The sequence below is a fragment of the Cyanobacterium sp. HL-69 genome (assembly GCA_002813895.1).
GTDB lineage: Bacteria > Cyanobacteriota > Cyanobacteriia > Cyanobacteriales > Cyanobacteriaceae > Cyanobacterium.
The window spans coordinates 701604-724131 of the sequence record CP024912.1 but is presented as its reverse complement, the minus strand read 5'-3'; the positions used below and the strand labels follow the sequence as shown (position 1 = coordinate 724131).

The following is a 22528-nucleotide window of genomic DNA, read 5'->3' as shown; positions in this document are numbered from 1 at the left end:
ATTAACCATCCGAAAGTCTTTTTAGATAAGCAACATTATGACGGGCTAAGGCTTTTTTTGCTCGACGAATTAAATCTGTTTGATAGGGAAACTCATCCCTTGCATCCATGGGATAACAACGTAGTTTAAATTTTGTTCCCCATTCTTCCTCTTTCATCAACACAGCAATAGGTAATTTTAATTGAGTATATTTACTGCTATAGGCCGCCTGATAAAGAATATTAATAATCATTTCATCATCCGCATCATGCTCAAAGAAAAACTCTGTGGCAACTTGAGCTTCTAAATTACCACCATTGGAGTTTGAGATAGCTTCTGTCCATGCTTTATTATGGGGTATGGTGACAGTATTATCATCGGGGGTTTGAATTTGAATACCCCGTAAGCCATAGCTGACAACCTCTCCATAGTGATCGCCTATCTGAACGCGATCGCCCACACGATAAGGACTTTCAAATAAGGCAACCACCCCAGCAATAATAGAACTAATATAATCTTTAAAAGCAAAACCCACGGCTACGGCGATACTACCAGTCAACGCTAACAAATTAGATTCAGATAGATTAAAAAATAACCTTATCAAATAAGTAATAGTGCTAATTAAAATTAACCCCTTCCAAAAAGGTAAAGATTGCTTTGTTAATAAGCGATAACGGCGAGGTACTCTTTCTGCAATCCAATTAGTAATTTTTTGGATGAAAAAAACAGCCCCATAGGCAAGAAATAAGGCTAAAAGAGCATAAAGTACTTTCTCGAGAGTAAAATTTGTCGCCAACTTCTGCGAGACATCTTCTGCCATGTCTGCCGGAGCAAAAACCAAATTTTTTCCTATTTCCTTACCCATAAATTTATGTTTTTATATCTAAATTATCTAAACTTATTATTATTTCTAATAATTATAGCCCCTACTATTAAAATTAATTACGAAGAAAAAAAGAAACTACGGGAGCATCATCAGAATGTAACAAATAATTATAAATATATAACCAGAAAGTTGAATTTAAATATCATCGTAAAAGATTAAACTATTCATAAAATGGGAAAAATCTTGATGTTTTTATCATCGTTTACCAACCTTATCAATAATTCCGACTTCGTCAAAGCGATCGCACTTTCAGCCATGATGGTTAATTTGCTTCAACTCCCTGTCTTAGGCTGTACCAGAGCAGTATATCTTGGAAACGAAAATCTAGTCATCACTGGTCGTACCATGGATTGGCTAACCCAGATGGATAGCAACCTGTGGGCATTTCCAAGGGGCATAGAAAGAAGTGGACTAGCGGGAGCAAAATCCATGGCTTGGACATCAAAATATGGTAGCGTGGGGGTTAGTGTTTGGGATATTGGCATCGCCGATGGCATGAACGAAATGGGGTTAGTGGCTAATATGCTTTATCTCACTGAAACAGAATTTCCCACCCCCAGTGCGGATGATTCTCGTAAAGCAATATCATTATCCCTATGGGTACAGTATATGCTCGACAACTTCGCCACCGTAGAAGAAGCAGTGGCGGCCATGGAGAAAGACGAATTTTATGTTATCCCCATGAAATCCCCCGACGGAAAAGAAGGAACCGTTCACCTTTCTATCTCTGATGCCACAGGGGATTCGGCCATTTTTGAATATATTGATGGGAAGTTGCAAATTCACCATAGCCGAGACTATCAAGTTATGACCAACTCGCCCCCCTTTGAGCAACAAATGGCATTAAATGGTTATTGGCAAAATATTGGTGGTACAACCATGTTACCCGGTACTAATCGAGCGAGCGATCGCTTTGTGAGAGCTTCTTTTTATATCAATGCCGTCCCTAAAACCGCCGATGCGGTGCAAGGAATTGCCAATGTTTTTTCCGTAATGCGTAACACTTCCGTTCCCCTAGGTATTTCAACTCCCGAACGCCCCGAAATCTCCTCAACTATTTGGCGTACTGTGGCCGATCAAAAAAATCGACGCTATTTCTTTGAGTCAACTCGTCAGCCCAATGTTTTTTGGGTCGATATGGCTAACTTAGACTTATCAGCGGGGAGTCCAAGCCGAAAATTAACCCTCACTGACGGTACAATTTTTTCTGGGGATACTTCAGGACTATTTGAAACGACCGAAACAATGCAGTTTCTTCCAGCAGCGGATTAAATTTTAGACAGCCACTCTACATAAATGAAATATATTTTCTGCCACTCAAATCAGAGACTATTTTTTAGATATAAAGAATAAACTTAATTTGGGTGGTAGATAAGGGATTGAAACAGGAATATATACTAGAAAAAGATAATTAGACCTTGTGATAATATAAAAATCGGATCAAAAAGGAAACTTTTTTCAATCCAGTACATCAAAAGTATTAATATTGATCAGTAATTTTACCAACAATTTCCAGATGACCCAGTCTGTACCCTTAACTCCTAATCCGAATAATGATTCTAGTGGAGGTAATCCATTTCCCGTGATTCTCGACACATTACCAGATATTTCCTCTCCCCCCACCAGAGGAATGTTAAGAGTACAACAACAGTTAGATCTGTTACTATTGGCGATCGAAGCTCTGAGATTAGGAGCATCAGAAGAAATGTTGGCAACTTCTCACCATGTGGGACTTCAGGGCATTATCAATAACCGAGTTGATTTGTGGCGCTTACGTTGTACGAACCCTTGGCGTAAATGTTATAACCGAGAAATATTAAGCCCCGAACAATTAAAAACATTAATTCTTTTGACCCACACTTGTGCAAAACAATTGCTTGTGCCAATGACTCAGTTACTATTGGCAGTACAACAGATGAGGGATAAGGATATACCCTTGGAGAACAATTTTCGATTATCAGAATATTTCACCCGTTTTAAGTCTCACTTTATTTCTAGGATGAACCCCAAAAGAGCTAAAGTTTCTGTATATTTAGCATCTCCCCAAGAGTTGAATCAGTTGGCTCTTTCTTTGTTAGAGGAACTTTTGTTTTACAGCGGTACAAGGGGAATGGAAAGATTATGGGTTCGTTTATTTGATGGAGAGGTAGATTAAGTCATGAGTCATAAATCGTTAACTTCCTTGGTGTGCCATAATCTCTTGGCTAACCAGTGGTCTATTCTTTTTTCTTCTATGCTTCTTTTGGGGGTTAATATACCCTATTCTGCCGCCCAAGGGGTGGAGTTGAGGGTTGGTGTGGTACAACGATTTGGGGAAGAAGGAGATGATAAGTTAATTATCAGTAGTACGGAGGGGGATAGTCTTAACCTCAGATTTCGTGAGCGGGGAGAGGATGGTAATAACCCTGTGCGTAATCTTGCCACAAATCAAGTTACTTTGACCATTGCCCCAAAAGCCCTTGAAGAAAGAAAAATTCAGGAAATCGTTATTTTGGGAGATCATGCTACCTTTGAAACAGCGGAGGATGATGCTAACCGTTGGCGAAATTTGGGCATTGAGGTGGAAATTACTCAACCAGGACGCTGGCAGGTATGGGCAAAAAGGGATGTTTACAATACTCCTTTACTCAAAAGGTTGTTGTTAAATAGCATTAAAGCCTCGGATATGGAGGGGGTTTATATTGAAACGGAGGTTTTATTAGAAATTCCTGAAGTGGCTTTTTCTGTGGGCAACAGTAGTTATACGGTTGATTACCTTGATATTTTGACCAATAAAAATTTGGTGAGGGTAAGGGAAGGAAATGATGGTCCTGTGCGTTTGTATGGTGGTCGTTTAAACATCCAACCCAATGCCTACGGTAACTATACCCTTGTGAATCGGGTTGATATAGAAACTTATTTACGAGGGGTGGTACCCCATGAAATTGGGGCTAATGCACCCCGAGCGGCTGCGGAAGCACAAACCATTATTGCCCGTACTTATGCCCTGCGTAATACCCGTCGCTTTGAGGCTGATAATTATGAAATGTGTGCTACAACCCATTGTCAGGTATATTATGGATTGGCACAAACTTCTAATCTGTCGGATCGGGCGATCGCCTCTACCCGTGGTTTAGTATTAACCTATGATGATGAGTTGGTGGATGCTCTCTATTTTTCCACCTCTGGGGGCATCACATCAGCCTTTAGTGACACTTGGAATGGGGAAGATAGATCTTACCTTCAACCAGTGATCGATGCCCCTACCCCCATTTGGAATTTAGAACAAAATCCCCTTAGCGTTGAGGCAAACTTTAGACGTTTTATCTCCCTTGATAGGGGGTTTAACGAGGTGGGGCGCCGTCTATTTCGCTGGAATCGTCCCCGCGCCCTTGATGATCTTAACAACGATTTACGTAAGTATTTGGAGCGAATCCGTCATCCCTTGGCAGAATTTACAACCATCAAAAAAATGGAAGTTACTCAACGCTCCATATCAGGTAGAATCTTGGTCATGGAAGTGGAAACGGATTTAGGTATGGTAAAACTAGAAAAAAATGAGGTAAGAAGCGCTTTTGAGCCTCCTGTGAGTACCTTATTTTACCTTGAGCCAATATATACAAATGGTAATCAATTGGATGGCTATCGTTTTGTAGGAGGTGGTTTTGGTCATGGGGTAGGCTTAAGTCAATTTGGCAGTTATAATCTTGCTAGTCGGGGTTATTCTGCCCAACAAATTCTCGAATTTTATTATCCAGAAGCAACAATTCAGCCCCTTAATACTTCCATTGTTTGGTGGCAAGGGGCAAATAATTGATAATTGATAATAAATAACTCAAAATTGACAATTCTTTTAAATTACTGAGGTTCATTGACCAAAAAAGTTATAGAATTTTAAAATACAATCAACACTAACTCCCCAGTCGGATGCTGACACCCCTATTTTGTCATTGGCATAATGAATCTCCAGAGGAGAGAAAGAATCGTCACCAAGAGGCGATCGCACGGTTAGAGCTGAATAAAAATAAAGTCATTCCCATGTTTGACGAAGCCACCCAAATATCAGCCCGTGTGCTTAATGCCCCCATATGTATCTTAGGCATTCTCCATGGGGAAGAATACAACTTTAAATCAGGATTCGGGGTTGCCAACTTTGGCTTCAATAGTGAATTAATCCGCTCTCGTAAAATCCCCAAAGAAGATTCTTTCGCCACCTACGTAATTGATAGTAAAAAACCCCTCAAAATTGAGAATACCCTAAAAGATTCTTTTTTTTTCCAAAATGTCTTGGTGCAACATCATCAAATTAAAGCCTACTTAGGTGTACCTCTCATTACCGCCGAGGGAGAATGTATTGGTTGTTTAGAAATCTTTGACCTAGAATCTCGTCCATTTTCCGATGAACAAATCGAATATTTTTCCCTTACCGCCCGTTGGTGCATCGCAGAATATGAAAGAGACTTTTTAATCAATAACGCTCAAACACCCCAAAACATAAGCTATGAGAGCAACATAAATCAACTCTCCTCTTCTCTTCAAACACTATCTGACCATAACCTAGACTATCAAAGTACTTATTCAATTAATCTGAGGATAAAATTAGTTAATCAATTAATTCAAAAAATATCCCTCCCCCTAACCTCCGTTATAGGTATGTCTAGCGTCCTAAAACAAGGTATCTATGGCAAAATAAATGAAAAACAACTGGAATACCTAAACATTATCTATGATAGTGGTCAAGAAATCACCGCCTTATTAGATGAAATTACTAGCCTTGGAGTCATAGAAAATAACAACAATTTAGAACTAAGCCTAGTTGATATTGAAATAATAGCAGGACAAATTACTCAGTCCTTACAAATTTCTGCTCAAAATAAACAATGTTCCCTACGCATATCCCTCGAACCTGGGGAAAAACTTTGGTATTTGGATAGAGAAAAAATTAAACAGACCATTTATTATCTTGTCACAACTATTATAGAAACCGCTAGACCGGGAGGCAATATTCAAGTCCATTTTTCCCACCAGCAATCTGAGATTAAAATAACCACCATCATCAAACATCCATGGCTAGGAGATGGTATTCCCTACGAAAAAACAGAAAGCTATCTCAAAGCAATTCAACGGTATTATGACACAGATAAAAAAAATAAATCTGAAGAGCAAATAAAATCTTATTTGGATGAGATTAAAACCTGTAGCTACGATATGATAACCCTATTATTTAGTTGTCATCTAGCAAAATTGCAACAAGGCAATATCAAACTAAAAGGAACCCCAGAATTGGGCTATCGCTTTGAGGTGAATATTCCCACAACCCCTCATCACCTTGAATCCCACTAAATTGATATACTATCTCCGTAGCTTCATCATTATATTATTCTCTAATCTTTAGAAAAGATTACAGTTTTATCAAAATAGCTAAATAAGATTCATCATAGTAATATAAGCGAATTAATTTTAGCCAACTCATTTAAATAAAATATATCTAATGGCTAACTATAATCTCTCTCTCCATAACAAAATTATCTCTCAACAGATGTTAGATAAACTTTATCATCTCTGGGAAGAAACTGCTAAAAAACAGGAGGATGATTTCATTTTTCTCAGTCAGAGTGACTTTAGTAAAACGAAAAAAACAGCCATAAAAAATATTTATTATCATAATTTTAAGTTAATTATTAATCCTGAATTTCAAGCACTTCTTTTGATAGAAAAAGAAATTAACGATTTTTATTCTCAGGTAACTATTAGCTTTTGTCTTCAAGAAATTAAAAAGTTTTATGACAAAATTAAACCTTTTTTTAGTTTACAACATAATAAAAAAATAGAAAAAAATCTTGATCATATTTCTATAGGAAATAATAGTTATGGTCAACAATTTATTGTTGACGTTTTAGAAATTTTTAGTAATCCTCTTAATCTAAAAGAGAAAGCGGAGAATAACGCTCTTACAGAGACTTATTCCATTGAAACTATTTTAGAAAATAGAATTAAGCAAGAAGAAATCTTGCATACATTAACTCAAAAAATTCAAGATAATATAAATTTAGAATCTATTATTCAAACTACTTTGGATCAGGTTCAAAGTTTATTAAAAATAGATCGTCTGTTTATCTATCAAATCAACGTCCCTTTTGAAAAGGATGATGAAAAAAGGTGTATTGATATTGTCACCTATGAAACTAAGGCATCAAAAAACATCGACTCTTTACTAAGTTTGAGTAATGATGATTACTTTAAGGGCATTGATTGTGAAGGTAAGTATGCGGAAGATTTTATCCTCATTGTTGATGATGTTGGTAACAGTAGTTTAGATGATTATTTAGTTGAAGTAATGGGGAAATTAAAGGTAAAAGCCAAAATAATTATTCCTATTGTAGTTAAGCACCGAACATGGGCTTTACTCGTTGCTCATCAGTGCGAAAGTGTCAGGGTTTGGCATGATAATGAGATTAAGTTTCTAAAGCATATTAGCGAGTATTTAGCTGTGGCAGTGTATCAATATGATTATTATCAACAGTTGCAGGAACAAAAAAAAGCCCTAGAGAAGCAGGTAGAAAAGAAGGCAAAGCAACTACAGGATGCTTTAATTTTGGCGGAGGTAGCCCAACAGTCTAAGAGTGAGTTTTTGGGTAGTATTAGTCACGAATTAAGAACTCCTTTGACTTGTATTATTGGTTTATCGGGAACTTTGTTACATTGGTCGAAGGATGGTAGCGATCGCATTTTAACTCCAGAAAAGCAAACTAGATATTTAAAAATAATTCAAGATAATGGACGAAAGTTATTACAGTTAATTAATAATATTCTTGATTTTACAGAAATTGAGTCGGGTAAGTATTTATTAAATATAGAGGCGATCGCCCTTAAAAGTATCGCTCAGATGGTCTTGCTTTATGGTTTGGAAATTGCCCGTAATAAAGGGGTGATGGTACAAATGGATTATCGAGTGGAAGAGAATGAAGATTTATTTTATGCTGATGGAGAAAGACTTTATCAAATACTGCTTAATTTGATTGACAATGCCATCAAGTTTACAGGGGCAGGAGGAGAGGTAATTTTAAGGGTATGGAGAGAAGGTAATCAAGGGGTTTTTCAGGTGGAGGATACAGGTATTGGAATTTGTGAAGAGCAACTTCCTTTGTTGTTTACTAAATTTCAACAACTAGAAAATTATCGTACTCGTACGAATCCGGGAACAGGGCTGGGATTGGCTCTAACTAAGCATTTGGTGGAACTTCATGGGGGGATAATCGAGGTAGAGTCCTTGGTTGATAAGGGTTCTAGCTTTACGGTTTATTTACCCAATTCTGATTCTAGTCCTTTGATTCGACAGCCAGAAAAATCTACTTCTTTGCCTAATGGCGAGGTGAATAAGACTGTGGTGGTTATTTGTGAAGATGACGAAATTGGTACTTTTTTGTGTGAGTTGCTGACAGCGGCCGATTATCAGGTGATTTGGTTATTTGATGTTACAGATGCCGTTAGTAAGATTGATTTAATAAATCCTCGGGTGATTGTTTTAGAACAAAATCAATCGGTTTCTTTAACTTTAGCCATGGAAATTAAGGCTTTGAGTAATCCTGATGTTTATTTGATGATTATTCGGGATGAAATTAGTGGTCAAGATTGGGAGGAGTTATCTAATTTTGGGGTGGATGAATATTTATTGAAGCCTTTGCAACCTCGCATTTTGCTTAAAAAGATTAATAAAGTAATGGAAAGAGCTAGTTAGGGTTTAGAAATTTACTTGAAATTTTTATATTTCAGAGATTTAAAAAACCAATGGAAGACATTAATGGCAACAGCTACTGATACAGGAAAAATATGCACAGATTTTGGCGACAAATAACCATTATTTGTGCATTTTTTATTAGTTGTAGTTGAGGTGGGCATTACCCACCTTCGGAACGTAATACCAAATCCGATTTATCAGGTTTACTATTATCCACCGTATAACAATTGATAATAAACAATTATTATCTTTTGTCTGTTGCCTGTTCCTCATTACCCACCCTAATTAGTATATTATTGAAACAGGATTTAGTATAATTTTGAAGTTTGATGATAGAAAGAGTTGAAACTACTTTTTACTATAAACTTTAATTATTGAGGATTTCGACGGTTACTAGATCTTCTTTCGTTCATGATTTGGCTTAGTTGCTCCCTTTGTTGTGGGGTCAAAACTTCGCGCATTTCGAGCATGGTTTCAAAACCTAGTTCTCGCATTTGTTGAGTTAGGTTCGAGATGGTTTGATTTTTGGCACGGATAGCATCGGCGGATTGATTGTTATTCATCATGATTCGCAGGGCTTGGCGCTCGGTGCGAATTTCTTCTCGGAGGTTGGTCATTTGAGGTTCATATTTATTTTTTATTTCAACCATCTGTTGTTGTTGTTCTGAGGTAAGGTTTAATTCTTCAATTAAACGGCTTTGTCCTGGTTTATTTGCCCCCCATCTTTTGCCTCCTTCTCTGGCTTGGGCTAGTTCGATGGTTTCGTTTAGGCTGGTTTCAAGGTTGATGGTATCAACGTCAAGGGCGATCGCCCTTGTGCCACCAGTGAGGGTTAAAATGGTAGTTAAAGCTAATAATCGGCTAATATTGTTCTTCATAATCTTTTTTTTCCTAATGAATGGTGTAATGTTAAGTTGTGAGTTCTAAAAAACTCTTTAGTAGTCGTTAGTAAAAGTAACGTAGTCAGAGTCAGGGTTAAATTCTGCATTCTGACTGGTAGAGGAGTAAGACCAAACTTCAAACATAAAGGCTTCTAATTCTGTTGTTTCTTGGGCTACTTGAGGGCTAAATTGTTGAGTGGTGGATGCGCCCCACACAATTAATAAACCCGTCACCAAACTGGTGGGAATGGCCCAACGCCAACGGAACATTTTTTTATGACTAGATTTTCCCTCTTGTGCGATCGCCCTAAATAATAATTGTTCATGGTTAGAACGTTCTAAAGGATTATCAGGACAATAGTTTTTGAGGAAATCGACAAGTTCTTCATCCTCAGAAGAATGGTGATGGAAAAATTTGCTCATATTTTAACCCCCTGATGTTCTAAAAATTTACGCATGGCTTTACGAGCATTAAACAATCTTGATTTTACTGTACCCACGGGAATAGATAGTATTTCGGCAATCTCCTTTTGGGGTAAGTCTTCTAGGTCATGTAAAACTAAAACCACACGATGATCCATTTTGAGATTTTGTAACCCTTGTTGTACTATCTCCTGATAGTGCATTTGTAATAACTGTCCTTGGTCAAGGACTACTTCAGGAGCATATTGATAAAGAGTTTTTTTGTCTCTACGAATTTTGGCTAATTGTTTACGGCGATCGCACGCAACATTCCAACAAATGCGGTATAGCCAAGTTGAAAAATATCTCGATTCCCTAAGTTTTGGCAACGCCTTCCACGCTTTTAAGAAAACTTCTTGGGTTAAATCATCAAGTATTTCTTGACCGCATAGCTTGAACAAAGTTGCTCTTACCTTGTGTCGGTAACGTTGATATACTAAACGAAAGGAACTCTCGTCGCCAAGTTGACACCTCTGAATTAATTCAGAATCGGTCATTTTGGTGTGATCATCCGCTAACACTGTCATAAATCTTTGTTTTTTAATTGACTCACCATTTTAGACATGGAAGATTTTTAAAAGGTTCAATAAATAATTGATAATCGATAAGTCGTTATTGTGGTATTAGACTAATATAGAAAAGCCATTGCCTTGTCTTGTGTCTTCTGCTCATTCCATTATTTATAAAAACTAATTATTTATGATTTTTCGAGTAAATAAAATTAGCGCCATTGCCCTCAGTGCGATCGCAACGTTAACTACCATCGGGATTGCTGAAATTATTAACACACAAGAGGCGATCGCCCGTAACATATCATTCATCTATAACCCCCTTAGTTTAACCCTCAAAGTAGAATCTCTACAACTATTTGCCGAAACAGGTACCGTTAACCGAAACCTACAAACCTATCTAAACCTCGCAGGGGTAAACGAAGAACAAAAACAACAGTTTAGAGAAGCCCTCATAACCCCCGTAGCAGTAGATCCTATCTTAATTTCTCGTTCCCTCAACACAGAAGAAGCCGAAAGACTCCTCACCTACTTCGGTAGCGTAATCAACATCAAAGGAGGAAGTAACGGCAAATACTTAATTCGTGGAGCATTAATAACATCAGCCCTCCAACCCGAAGGACTAACCCTCATCAACATCCTCAAAAACCTTGCCGTAGATGTCGAAATAGACATTCAGCGCATCCTACGCTATACCCAACAAGTCGAAACAGTCCTCCAAGCCAGCGCCATCTACGAACAAGAAGTTATCAAACAAGCAGAAATACAAAGCCGTGAATCTAGGGGAATCAACTACGCCAACCTGCCTGATATTCGCCAACAAGGAAACATCCCCTTTCGCCAAGAAACCATTAACTTACTAGATGAATCCCGTAACAGAAGATACTACGCCGAAATATATTACCCCACCCAAACCGTAGAAAATACCCCCGTAGTTATCATTTCCCATGGACTTAGTTCCCGTCCCGAAGACTTTCACGCCAGGGCCGAACACCTAGCCTCCTATGGTTACTTCGTAATTATGCCCCAACATATTGGCAGTGACATCAAACAAACCGAAGACTTTATCAAAGGATTTACAGGAGAACTATTTGTCAGAGAAGAATTTATCAACCGTCCCCTCGATATTACTCACACCCTTGATGAATTAGAACTTTTGAATCAATCTCGATGGCAAGGCAGACTAGATACCCAAAACGTAGGTATTTTCGGACATTCCTTTGGAGGATATACCGCTCTGGCCGTGGGAGGCGCAACCTTTGACTGGGACAGACTCAATGAACGTTGCAACCTAGATATAGGCAACCTCAATACCGCCCTTATTTTGCAATGTAGAGCCTTACAACTGCCCCAAGAAGACTATCAATTTAGGGATGAGAGGATAAAAGCTATTTTTGCCATGAATCCCGTTAACGGTGGCATTTTTGGACCAGAGGGAGTTAACTCTTTAGAAGTTCCCCTTTTTATCGCAGCGGGTAGTTATGATCCTGCAACGCCTTTTGTGTTTGAGTTGGCTCAAACTCATCCTCTATTAGAAATTCCTGATGTATATTTGCAACTACAAGAAGGACAAGCTCATGTGGATTTTTCTCAGCTAGATGCAGGGATTAGTGATTTAATCAGCACGGTTACAAATTTAACTCTTCCTTCTCCCGTACTTTTGAATGAATACACCCATTCGATGATGTTGGCATTTTTTGAAGTGCATCAGAGGAATAATGAAAACTATAAACCCTACCTTCAAGCTGGATATGCTGAATATTTGAGCGAAGGTCAAGAGTTTAAAACCTATGTGGTAAATGAGCAATCTATCCCTCCTTTACGAGAGGTTTATCAACGATTTGTTGACCAAAATTTCAACATTATTTTTACTAATAATTAATTAGAATGTGATGAAAAAAGTGGGGTCATGATGTTAATTTATAATGGCGATTTTTGCGTATTTTTTTGACAGCTATGAGTATGCCCAAATTCTTTATATTTACAGCTTTTGATTTATTCAGCAATGGGAAATAAGTTTTATTGTCCATTATCTTCAAAGGCGGGGCAAAATCCATCTTCTGGTACTTCAAAACCATTGAGGGGGGATTTTTCGTTGTGACAGCAATCTTCGTCATAATAAGCACAGTTATGACATGATTCGGCATTTAGTTGACGACGAATAGAGCTATTTTGCTGTAATAATTCCCGTTGAGATAAACCCCTTAAAACTAATTCTTCCCCTTGCCAACGGGCTTCTATTAGCCCTGTATCCGCAAAATTTTGCCAACGAGAATCTTTGTTTAGTTGCTCTGGTAAGGTGATGGTAATATATGCTCCTGTTTCGTTTAATTCTCCTTCGTAGTTTTGTTGGGGGCTAATTTTTGGTTGAATAAATTGCTCTCCGATGGGTAAATCTACTTTGATGTTTACTTCGGGGCAGTGGAGTTGGTAACGATTTTGTAATTCTTCGAGGGCGGTTAAGTCGGCGAGGTAGTTGGGGGTGCCATGGACAAAAATGACGTGTTGAGGACGGAGGTTGTGGATTAGTTGGGTGGTATTTCGTCCGTCGCTATGTTCTGCTAATAGATAATTTTCTACGATTACTTTTTCGGTATTTAGTTTATTTATAATTTGGTTAAAGGTTTTACTTTTATTAATTTTTGAATGTTCTGGGGTCAATATTAACCATTTATAGTCATTATTTTGACAATATTCGTCTATTTTTGATAGGTCATCGGTCAAGATAATAGATGTTTCTTCCCCTATTTTTTTTCTATTAATGTTAGGGGTTAATCTTCTCATTCTTGGCTTAATTTTTTCATCCCAAAACAGGGGTTGATGTTTGGCAAAGTTTTGGACATTAGCGGGAAAATAATCTATTAATTCTAAGTATAGGTCACAGGCGATCGCCACGTTACCATCTACCCATATATCAATGTTTGCCCCTGTAAATTGATGGTGTGATCGCAACAATTTTAATAATTCTTGTCCTAAACCGAAGGTTGGTACTGGTAGAATAACATTGATGTTAGATGCGATCGCCTCTCGAATTTTAGTCATCAAATGTTTTTCCTGTTGACGACGATGGGGGTGACGGGCAGTGCCATAGGTACCCTCAATAATCAACACATCAGGGCTTAAACCACGCATATTATCGAGGGATAAACCCTCCACCAACTGAAGATTAGAAAGGCAAAAATCCCCCGTATAGAAGATTTTATAAACCCTATCCCCGTGATGATAACGGAATAAAACAGCGGCGGCCCCCGGTAGATGTCCAGCAGGGTATAATTCTACACTTAAATTCTTTTCTAATTGTAAAGGCGATCGCCACGGAATACTATCACAAAAAGGCTCCACCATGGAGCCATCAGCCCTCAACCAATTGAGAGGTAAAAGTTTTTTTGTAACCTCACTACAATAAATAGGAAGATGAGGATATACTTCATGTAAAGAAAGCAAACCCCTCCCATGATCATGGTGAGCATGGGTACAAAAAACCCAATGGGGCGGTAAAGATTGATCAACCAGAAGAGACTTTATATTCTCCAAACCACAATCAAGCAAAATGCGGTATTCTCCCACATTTAACATAATAGCCAATCCTTCAGTATCATGACCCACTGCCAAAGGAGAGCAAGACAAATGAAAAGATGGAGAAGAAGAACATTCCTGCTGTTGAATCATAACCGCCATAAATTAGTGAGCAGAGCCATTCCCGTCATAATTATCGGAATCATAAAAACCATTTCTAGTACCGAAAAACGGAGCCGCTACGATAAATAAACCAGTCAAAATCAATAATAATAGTTTAACATCCATAATTGCTTAAATCTCTAATAACTACTTAACTACTAATCTAATCCATTACCCAACCATAGGACAAAAACTTTTAATAAAATTAATAAACCAAAATCGAATCCCCAAGTCATATTTCTGATATAAATGTTATTAGAGAACAAAACATAGAGAGTTTTTATGCTTACTCTGGACTTACCACCCATTGCCTCCACTACCAAAAGACAACTTCCCAGCCGTATTCTCGTCATTGAAGACGAAGACTTAATCCGAAACATGATTAGTCTCAACCTTGAAGAAGAAGGATACCAAGTAACCAATACCCACAACGGCAGAGAAGCACTGAATTTACTAGAACGTCAAACCAGCCAAACCACCGAAAAACAAGGTTTTGACATGATAATCTTAGACCTAATGTTACCAGAAGTAAACGGCTTAGATATATGTCGCTTACTCAGACATCGAGGAAATAATATTCCCATCCTCATTCTAAGTGCCAAAACCGCCGAAACCGATAGAGTATTAGGACTAGAAGTAGGTGCCGACGACTACCTAACCAAACCTTTCAGCATGAAAGAATTAGTCGCCCGTTGTCGTGCCTTAATTCGTCGCAACAGCATCAACAACGCCCCTCCAGAAAACGTAAAACAATACAAAGAAATTACCCTTTTCCCCGATGAATGTAGAGTAACCGTCAGAAACCAAGCCGTAAGCCTATCTCCCAAAGAATTTAAACTCTTAGAGCTATTCATGACCTATCCTAAAAGAGTATGGGATAGAGATCAATTAATCAACAACATTTGGGGAGCAGACTTTCTCGGAGACACAAAAACCGTTGATGTTCATATCCGTTGGCTAAGAGAAAAATTAGAATTAGATCCTAGTCATCCAGAATATATCATTACCGTAAGAGGTTTTGGTTATCGTTTTGGCTAAATTGAGTTTATCTAACAAAAAGGTGAATTATGGATAAAGTATTAACAAAAAATAATTCACCCATAGCAACTTGAGTCAAATAAATCCATTTGTTGGTGATTGGCAAAAGCAGTCTCATTAAACTCCCTATCCTGTAACTCAACCTTATCCTCTATTTGATTCAACACAGCTATCAGACAATTACCCAAAGCCCAAGCCAAATTAACAGGCACAGCATTACCTATCTGCCTATACTGACTACTGATTGAACCCATAAAACTCCAATCATCAGGAAATGTTTGAATCCTAGCATACTCCCGAATATTTAGAGGTCTAGTTTCTTGGGGGTGACATCTTTCCGTTTGTTTTTGAGCAGGAGAACAAGTTAAAGTTAAGCTAGGAAGTTCAAAAGATAATCTTCTAGCTATACCCGTTTTTCCTCCCCCCAAAAAATAACTTTTGCCCATATACTCACGTTTAATATCTTCTGGCAAATCTGTCCAACAACCCCCTGGGGGTACTAAATCCATTACTTTTTGTTTTTTAACAGGATAATTTTGACCAGCAGAGGGAGGACAATCACTATTATATAATTCTCCTTTTTTTAAGGCATCTTTTAAAGTCATAATGCGTGAAAAAGGCTCAGGCCAAATGAAATTTGTATAGTTAAATAAATCCTGTCTAATACCTATTAAAAATAATCTTTCTCGCTTTTGAGGTACACGATAAAAAATAGCTTTTAAAACTCTCGGCTCAATTAAAACATACCCTAATTCAGAAATTACTGACTTAATTGCATTTAAAGTTTTACCCTGTTCATGATTTAGTAAACCTCGTACATTTTCCCCTACAAAAATTTTGGGTTGTAACTCCTTAATAGCCCTAGCAAATTCAAAAAATAAAGTGCCCCTAGTATCTTCAAATCCTAATTTATTTCCAGCATAGGAAAAAGCCTGACAAGGAAATCCTCCTGATAATAAATCAATATTATATTGACTATAGTTTAAAAAATTAACCTTACTAATATCTCCTTCAATTACATTCCAATGGGGGCGATTATGTCGTAAAGTATTGCAAGAATCTTTATAGATTTCATTTAAAGCAATGGTATCAAAACCTGCTTTTTCTAAGCCAATGCCTAAACCACCAGCCCCTGCAAAAAGTTCGATGGATTGATATTTTCTTTTAGGAATTATGTTTTGTTGTTTTTCCCACTGAGAATTTATCATTGATTTAATAGAAGGAAAATATTGTAAATCTTCTAAGCAATATTCACCATTTTTAGAGGGTGTAATTTTACCGCTGATTTTCCATTTTTCTATGGTGGATCGAGACACTGACAAAATATCAGCTAGTAGAGCTTCTGTGACAAATTCTTTAGACATTAAACTGATCAAATCCTTGATATTTACGGAAAGATAGTAAATAAATACTTTTTAATAAATTAGGTGATATTTCTAATAATTCTGAAATGACAGTATTTTGTTTTTCATCTAATTCTGTTCTACTTATAATATCATCAATTACCGATGGTAAAATTTCACATAGTTGTTTAAAAGCAGTTTTTTCTCCTGTTACCAATTCATAGAATTTATCTATTGATACTCTTCTGATTTGACCATTAGAAACAGTATTACCATCTAAATTAATATTCCACACTATATTCTGACTCTTTTTTGCCACTACTTCAACCAGCATACAGGTTGCTTCAGGATTATTTAATAATGTGTTTTGCATTCTCATATAAGTTTTTTGTGATGATGAAGAGTTCATCGTATTATGTTTATTTTTCATTTCAACATAGTAATTTAATTTTTTATTTATTACGTCATAACCCCGTTTTGGCACTTCCCATCCATTACCCATATATTGAAAAATATTTTGATGAAAATAACCAATGTGATTAGTATTTGACTTATCCATTTGTCTAATTATTTCGTTTTCAATAACATCAACAATATTTTTGTTATAAACTTTAGAATTGAATGTTAATTTAATAGGATCAATTAAATTCTTACTAAAGGTTTTTAAGTTTATTTTAAATGTATATTTTTCAACGGTTTCTTTCGTATGATTATATAAATCCGTGTCGGTTATAAACCTGAGATTATATTTTGACATATTTGAATTTTGTAAGTAAGTTTAAAAAATATTAGTGGTTGATTATTGATTAGTTTCCTCATCGTAGTTAATAATAGAATAGGAAAAGCCCAAAAATTGATAGGAAATAATGACGGAAATTGTTACCACCAAAGCCACCAGAAACGCTCCCCACGAAGATTATCGGTTAATCAACATCAAAGACTTAACCCCCATGTATCATCATTATGTGGAGGTAAAGGAACAATATCCTAACTGTCTTTTACTGTATAGGGTGGGAGATTTTTTTGAGTGCTTTTTTCAGGATGCGGTGACAATTGCCCAAGAATTGGAGTTAGTCATTACCAGTAAGGATGCGGGGCAAAATGTGGGTAGAATTGCCATGACTGGTGTACCCCATCACGCCCTTGATCGTTATGCGAGACAATTGGTAGAAAAGGGGTATGGGGTGGTAATCTGTGATCAGGTGGAGGATGCTTCTAAGGCAACGGCGGAGAAAAGGTTAGTTAAACGGGCGATTACTAAGTTATTAACCCCCGGCACGGTAACAGAAGATGAGATGTTACCCTCTCGGCAAAACAATTTTTTAGCGGCGGTGGTGGTAGCAAAAGAGCATTGGGGTTTGGCTTATGCAGATATTTCTACGGGGGAATTTTTTACTACCCAGAGCAAAGATTTAACCAGTTTGGCGACGGAATTGTTGAGGTTGCAACCTGCGGAAATTTTGTTTCCTATCAATGCTCCTGATATTAATAGTTTATTGCGTCCGGGGCAAAAGTCGGAACATCTCCCTGAGTTTCTTCCTGATTGTTTTTGTTATACGTTGCGATCGCAAAAAACCTTTGATATTAACGAAGCTAAACCCAAATTATTATTAGAATTTAAACTCAAATCCTTAGAGGGAGTCGGTTGTGAACATTTACCCCTCGCCATTCGGGCTGCAGGAGGTTTACTCGACTATGTGCAGGATACCCAAAAGGCGAATCAAGTACCATTGCAACTTATTAGCACTTACAGTGTTGCAGATTATTTGATGCTAGATGCCACCTCACGACGAAACCTCGAAATCACTACTACGGTGCGAGACAACACCTTTCATGGCTCTTTATTGTGGGCTTTGGATAAGACTTGTACCGCTATGGGGGCAAGGGCGCTCAGGCGTTGGTTATTGCAACCTCTACTCAGTAAGCGGGGAATTATAGCCCGTCAAGATACCATTGCTGAGTTAATTGATAATTTGCCCTTGCGGGAGGAAATGAGGAGTTTATTTAAGAGTATCTATGATTTAGAACGTATTACGGGCCGAGTTGGTGCAAGTACGGCAAATCCGAAGGAGTTGCTCAATTTGGGGGATTCTTTATTAAAATTGACCTATTTAGCAGAGTTGGCGAAAGAAGGTAAATCGCTCTATTTCCAAGCTTTGCAAAATGTACCGCCTGAGTTGGAGGAGTTGGGTAAAGAGGTGGTAGATTCTTTGGTGGAGTCTCCTCCGCAACACGTGAAGGAGGGGGGTATTATCCGAGATGGGGTAAATAAGCAGTTGGATGAGATGCGCCGTTTAATTGATGGGGATAAGGAATGGTTGGCTAATCTGGAGGTGACGGAAAGGGAGCGCACGGGAATTAATAATTTGAAGGTGGGTTATAACAAAACCTTTGGTTATTATATCAGTATGCCCCGTTCTAAGGCAGAATTTGCTCCCGAAAATTATCAGCGTAAACAAACTTTATTGAATGAAGAAAGATACATTACTGCTGAGTTAAAAGAAAAGGAAAATCGCATTTTAAATGCAAAAGATGACTTGGCAAAGTTTGAGTATCAAATTTTTGTGGATTTACGTTCTACGGTGGCACAAAAAACTGACGAAATAAGGAAAGTTGCAAGAGCGATCGCCGCTATGGATGTATTAAGCGGACTGGCGGAGTTAGCAGTATATCAAGATTATAACCGTCCTGAAATTACCGAAGATCGTACCATTAAAATTAAAAATGGTCGTCATCCTGTGGTGGAAAAAATATTAGGTTTTGGCATGTTTGTGCCTAATTCTACCTCTTTGGGGGCAGAAAAAACCCCTGATTTAATAGTATTAACTGGACCTAATGCTAGTGGAAAAAGTTGTTATCTTCGCCAAGTTGGTTTGATTCAATTAATGACTCAAATAGGTAGTTTTATTCCTGCAGAAAGTGCCAAAATAAGTATATGCGATCGCATTTTTACCCGTGTGGGTGCGGTGGATGACATCGCCACAGGGCAATCTACTTTTATGGTGGAAATGAACGAAACTGCCAACATTCTTAACCATGCCACCGATAAATCTTTGGTGTTATTAGATGAAATCGGTAGAGGTACAGCCACCTTTGACGGTTTATCCATTGCTTGGGCGGTTGCCGAATACCTTGCCATTGAAATCCAAAGTCGTACTATTTTTGCTACCCATTACCACGAGTTAAACGAATTGGCTTCTATTTTAGATAATGTGGCTAACTATCAGGTAACGGTGAAGGAGTTAGAAAACGAAATAATTTTTCTCCATGAAGTCAAACCTGGGGGTGCTGATAAATCCTATGGTATTGAAGCGGGAAGATTGGCAGGTTTACCAAAAGTTGTAATTAGCCGTGCGAAACAAGTTATGACTCAAATCGAAAAACACAGTAAAATCGCCATGGGTTTGAGGAAAAATATTAAAAAGTTAACCCCTTCTAATCAAGATAATACCGAGGAAATTATGAATCAGTTAGATATTTTTGAATAATTAGGCTTTGATGAAAAAGTTTTGTAGTGAAGACTGAAACAGTTTTCTAGTTTTGATTTATTCATGTACTATTTATCATGAGGTGTAAAAGCTAGTAATGTTCTTACTTTTTCTTTTGGAAAGTGGCAAAAGAGAAATAATCGATATTATTACTTTCTCCCCTAAGTATTAGTGTCTATTACTCTCAGCCAATCAAATAAAATTTGGTGAAATAAATCGGGTTTTTCGTCGTGGAGACAATGCCCCAAATCATCCAATAAATTTAAGGTAATTAAGGGGTTAACCGTAGCTAATTGGGGGGCTATGGTAGGGGGTATGAAGCGATCGCCCTTACCCCAAAGTAGTAACATAGGAATATTAACCTGCCCTAATAATTCCCTTGCAGATAAAGAAAAATCAGATTGATTAACGGACTTACTCAGGGCGATTAAAGTGCGCGCTGCCCCCTTATCTTGGGGAGGTGTGGCAATAATATCCACCAATTCATCATCCACGGAAGTTTTATCCACATAGGCAACCCCCAACCACTTACGAATTACCCCAGGGCGACGAGCAACCAAAAATATTATCCTGATAAGTAAAGGAGAAGCCACAATAGTTTCAAGGGTTTTAACTAAAGGTAAAACAAACTTGGGTAACATCTTCTGCCTTGCCGATAAATCAGGTAAACTCAACATTACCAATCTATGCACCATGGTAGGATGTTGGGCGGTGGCAAAAAGAGCAATTAATGAACCGATAGAATTACCTATGATAATTACGGGTACATTGATAAATTCTCGCCAAAAATCATACACTAATTCAGACCATAAAGTAACATCATAATTGGTGTAGGCTTTGCGGGATGCCCCAAAACCAAGTAAATCTAGGGCATAAACGGTGTGATTTTTTTTTAATACAGGAATATTGTGGCGCCAATGTCCGATAGAAGCCCCAAAACCGTGTAATAAAATTATGGGAATATCGTTGTTTTTATTTTCAGGGTTAACTCTGATGTAGCTATAGCGAATTTTCCACCCTCGCCAATGCCAATCCCTTTGATTTCCTGTTTTTTCTTTCCAAGTCATATTAAGTTCAAGTAATCAGTTGTGAAAAGCATTACCGTTTTGCCCCCTAAATCCCTACTCCTCTGTCTTCGACATCTCCCGTTAAAAGGGCAGGGGGGATTCATTCTAAAGATTTATCTACGTTAAGTATCAGATTTTTTATGTCAAAGAACAGTAGAGGCGTGAGAATTGGTAAAAATTAATTATCCATTAATCACTACTTATTCAAAGGAAAAACCGATCGCCTTTAACTCTTGTTCTAATTGTAGGGCAAAATTCGGATTTTGTTGACGATGAAGCATTACGGCTTGTTGTAAGGCTTGTTGACTTTCTTCGTATTGTGCTTGTCTGTATAACAATAGCCCTAGATTTTGATAGGAATAGGCATCGGTAGGATTAAGTTTAATGGCGGTTTGATAGGCACTGATGGCTTTGAAATTGCGTCCTAGGGCTTTGTAGCATAAACCAAGATTATAATAAACGAGGGGAAAATCGGGTTTTATTTTCAAACATTCTTGGTACAACTCGATCGCCTTTAGATATTCTTTCCGTTGATAAGCTAAACTAGCATAGTTATGATATGCCCCTAATTTTATGATAGGTAAAAGGGGAAGGGCGATCGCCTTTTCATAGTGTTTTATGGCCGAGTCAAACTGATTATCTTTCACTGAGGCATTAGCAAGATGATAGTGCAACTCAAACGTAACCGCAGGGCTACTACCATGTAACTTCAAACCCTTAGTTAATAACTTTAAACCCTTTTTTCTTTCCCCTAACTGAAGATATAAAGCCCCTAATTTACTACAGGCATAACTATCATTAGGATTGTCCTGTAAATAAGACTCCATGGCAACCCTTGCCCGTTTAGCCTTATCCTGTGCCTCAATGATAGCAGGTTGATAACCATAATGGGCGATCGCCACTTCAGGCAAATCCACCACCCGCCAATGACTCTCCTCCCTCAACAAATCCATCACTGCATCATCAATTAAAGCATGATAAGGACGAGAAAACTTAATTTTAGGATGACGACGAAATAAACGAGACAACAACGAATAAGGAGAAGAATTAGCCCCCACCTCATGGCGCACCAAATTGACTACCAAATTGTCATCCACCCTAGTCGCCTTCTCCACCGCCGAAATTAACTGACCATTAAAAACCTCATCCGCATCCAACACCAACACCCAATCCGACTCCACAAACCCCAAACCAAAATTTCTCGCCTCAGCAAAATTATCATTCCACCCATAATCCACCACCTTCGCCCCAAAACCCCGAGCAACTTCCCTAGTATCATCCGTTGAACCCGTATCCACAACTATCATCTCTGAAACCAAGTCCTTCACACTGCCAAGACACTTAGGCAAAGATTTCGCCTCATTTCGGACAATCATACATAGGGAAATATTACTCATCGTATTTTCAAATTTGTTAATTTTGTCTTAACTTATAACCGCTACACTCAGACTATAATTACTGTAAATTTGTTTTTTTATTA

Annotated in this window: 18 protein-coding genes; 8 read left to right on the top strand and 10 right to left on the bottom strand. The window is 37.8% G+C overall.

What is annotated here, in order from left to right:
• Position 1 precedes the first annotated feature (1 nt).
• Complete coding sequence (locus AA637_RS03315; RefSeq protein ID WP_446683883.1) at positions 2–844, bottom strand: mechanosensitive ion channel family protein; 843 nt, start codon at positions 842–844, stop codon at positions 2–4.
• Positions 845–1051: 207 nt separating this feature from the next.
• Here AA637_RS03315 and AA637_RS03310 point away from each other — a divergent pair, with 207 nt between their 5' ends.
• From AA637_RS03310 to AA637_RS03290, 5 genes are all read left to right on the top strand, one after another.
• On the top strand, positions 1052–2137 hold the full coding sequence (locus AA637_RS03310) for a linear amide C-N hydrolase (protein WP_446683882.1): 1086 nt from the start codon (positions 1052–1054) through the stop codon (positions 2135–2137).
• Positions 2138–2381: 244 nt separating this feature from the next.
• Positions 2382–3020, top strand: a complete 639-nt coding sequence (locus tag AA637_RS03305; protein WP_446683881.1) for a DUF3038 domain-containing protein — start codon at positions 2382–2384, stop codon at positions 3018–3020.
• A 3-nt stretch (positions 3021–3023) separates the two neighbouring features.
• Positions 3024–4661 carry a SpoIID/LytB domain-containing protein gene (locus AA637_RS03300; protein WP_446683880.1) on the top strand — a complete coding sequence of 546 codons (1638 nt, stop codon included), beginning with the start codon at positions 3024–3026 and terminating at the stop codon, positions 4659–4661.
• Between the two features lie 110 nt (positions 4662–4771).
• Positions 4772–6187 carry a GAF domain-containing sensor histidine kinase gene (locus tag AA637_RS03295; protein WP_446683879.1) on the top strand — a complete coding sequence of 472 codons (1416 nt, stop codon included), beginning with the start codon at positions 4772–4774 and terminating at the stop codon, positions 6185–6187.
• A gap of 148 nt (positions 6188–6335) precedes the next feature.
• On the top strand, positions 6336–8582 hold the full coding sequence (locus AA637_RS03290) for an ATP-binding protein (RefSeq protein WP_446683878.1): 2247 nt from the start codon (positions 6336–6338) through the stop codon (positions 8580–8582).
• Positions 8583–8953: 371 nt separating this feature from the next.
• On the opposite strand, the gene AA637_RS03285 is transcribed toward AA637_RS03290, so the two are convergent.
• From AA637_RS03285 to AA637_RS03275, 3 genes are read right to left on the bottom strand one after another with little or no spacing between them, the layout of a single operon-like run.
• On the bottom strand, positions 8954–9460 hold the full coding sequence (locus AA637_RS03285; RefSeq protein ID WP_446683877.1) for a Spy/CpxP family protein refolding chaperone: 507 nt from the start codon (positions 9458–9460) through the stop codon (positions 8954–8956).
• A gap of 57 nt (positions 9461–9517) precedes the next feature.
• The gene (locus AA637_RS03280) at positions 9518–9886 is read right to left on the bottom strand and encodes a hypothetical protein (protein ID WP_446683876.1); all 369 of its coding nucleotides are present in this window, start codon (positions 9884–9886) and stop codon (positions 9518–9520) included.
• Positions 9883–10452, bottom strand: a complete 570-nt coding sequence (locus AA637_RS03275) for a sigma-70 family RNA polymerase sigma factor (protein ID WP_201150047.1) — start codon at positions 10450–10452, stop codon at positions 9883–9885. The genes AA637_RS03280 and AA637_RS03275 overlap by 4 nt, the downstream gene beginning before the upstream one ends.
• A gap of 172 nt (positions 10453–10624) precedes the next feature.
• Between AA637_RS03275 and AA637_RS03270 the strand changes: the two genes are divergently transcribed.
• Positions 10625–12316 carry an alpha/beta hydrolase gene (locus tag AA637_RS03270; RefSeq protein ID WP_446683875.1) on the top strand — a complete coding sequence of 564 codons (1692 nt, stop codon included), beginning with the start codon at positions 10625–10627 and terminating at the stop codon, positions 12314–12316.
• Positions 12317–12453: 137 nt separating this feature from the next.
• Here the strand turns inward: AA637_RS03270 and AA637_RS03265 are convergent, their stop codons facing one another.
• Positions 12454–14103 carry an MBL fold metallo-hydrolase gene (locus AA637_RS03265; RefSeq protein ID WP_446684524.1) on the bottom strand — a complete coding sequence of 550 codons (1650 nt, stop codon included), beginning with the start codon at positions 14101–14103 and terminating at the stop codon, positions 12454–12456.
• A 12-nt stretch (positions 14104–14115) separates the two neighbouring features.
• The gene (locus AA637_RS03260) at positions 14116–14238 is read right to left on the bottom strand and encodes a hypothetical protein (RefSeq protein ID WP_255365533.1); all 123 of its coding nucleotides are present in this window, start codon (positions 14236–14238) and stop codon (positions 14116–14118) included.
• 156 nt (positions 14239–14394) lie between these two features.
• On the opposite strand from AA637_RS03260, the gene AA637_RS03255 reads away from it, so the two are divergent.
• Positions 14395–15150: a winged helix-turn-helix domain-containing protein gene (locus AA637_RS03255; protein WP_446683874.1), complete on the top strand. Its 756-nt coding sequence runs from the start codon at positions 14395–14397 to the stop codon at positions 15148–15150.
• A 56-nt stretch (positions 15151–15206) separates the two neighbouring features.
• Here the strand turns inward: AA637_RS03255 and dcm are convergent, their stop codons facing one another.
• On the bottom strand, positions 15207–16514 hold the full coding sequence (gene dcm / locus AA637_RS03250) for a DNA (cytosine-5-)-methyltransferase (RefSeq protein ID WP_446683873.1): 1308 nt from the start codon (positions 16512–16514) through the stop codon (positions 15207–15209).
• Positions 16507–17250, bottom strand: a complete 744-nt coding sequence (locus tag AA637_RS03245) for an Eco47II family restriction endonuclease (protein WP_446683872.1) — start codon at positions 17248–17250, stop codon at positions 16507–16509. Before AA637_RS03245 ends, dcm begins: the two co-directional genes overlap by 8 nt.
• A 109-nt stretch (positions 17251–17359) precedes the next feature.
• On the opposite strand from AA637_RS03245, the gene mutS reads away from it, so the two are divergent.
• A complete protein-coding gene (gene mutS, locus AA637_RS03240) occupies positions 17360–19981 on the top strand; it encodes a DNA mismatch repair protein MutS (RefSeq protein ID WP_446683871.1) in 2622 nt (873 codons plus the stop codon).
• A 161-nt stretch (positions 19982–20142) separates the two neighbouring features.
• Here mutS and AA637_RS03235 read toward each other — a convergent pair whose 3' ends face one another.
• Together AA637_RS03235 and AA637_RS03230 are read right to left on the bottom strand one after the other, a co-directional pair.
• The gene (locus AA637_RS03235) at positions 20143–21048 is read right to left on the bottom strand and encodes an alpha/beta fold hydrolase (protein ID WP_446683870.1); all 906 of its coding nucleotides are present in this window, start codon (positions 21046–21048) and stop codon (positions 20143–20145) included.
• A gap of 200 nt (positions 21049–21248) precedes the next feature.
• Positions 21249–22445 carry a tetratricopeptide repeat protein gene (locus AA637_RS03230; RefSeq protein WP_446683869.1) on the bottom strand — a complete coding sequence of 399 codons (1197 nt, stop codon included), beginning with the start codon at positions 22443–22445 and terminating at the stop codon, positions 21249–21251.
• Between the last annotated feature and the right edge of the window lie 83 nt (positions 22446–22528).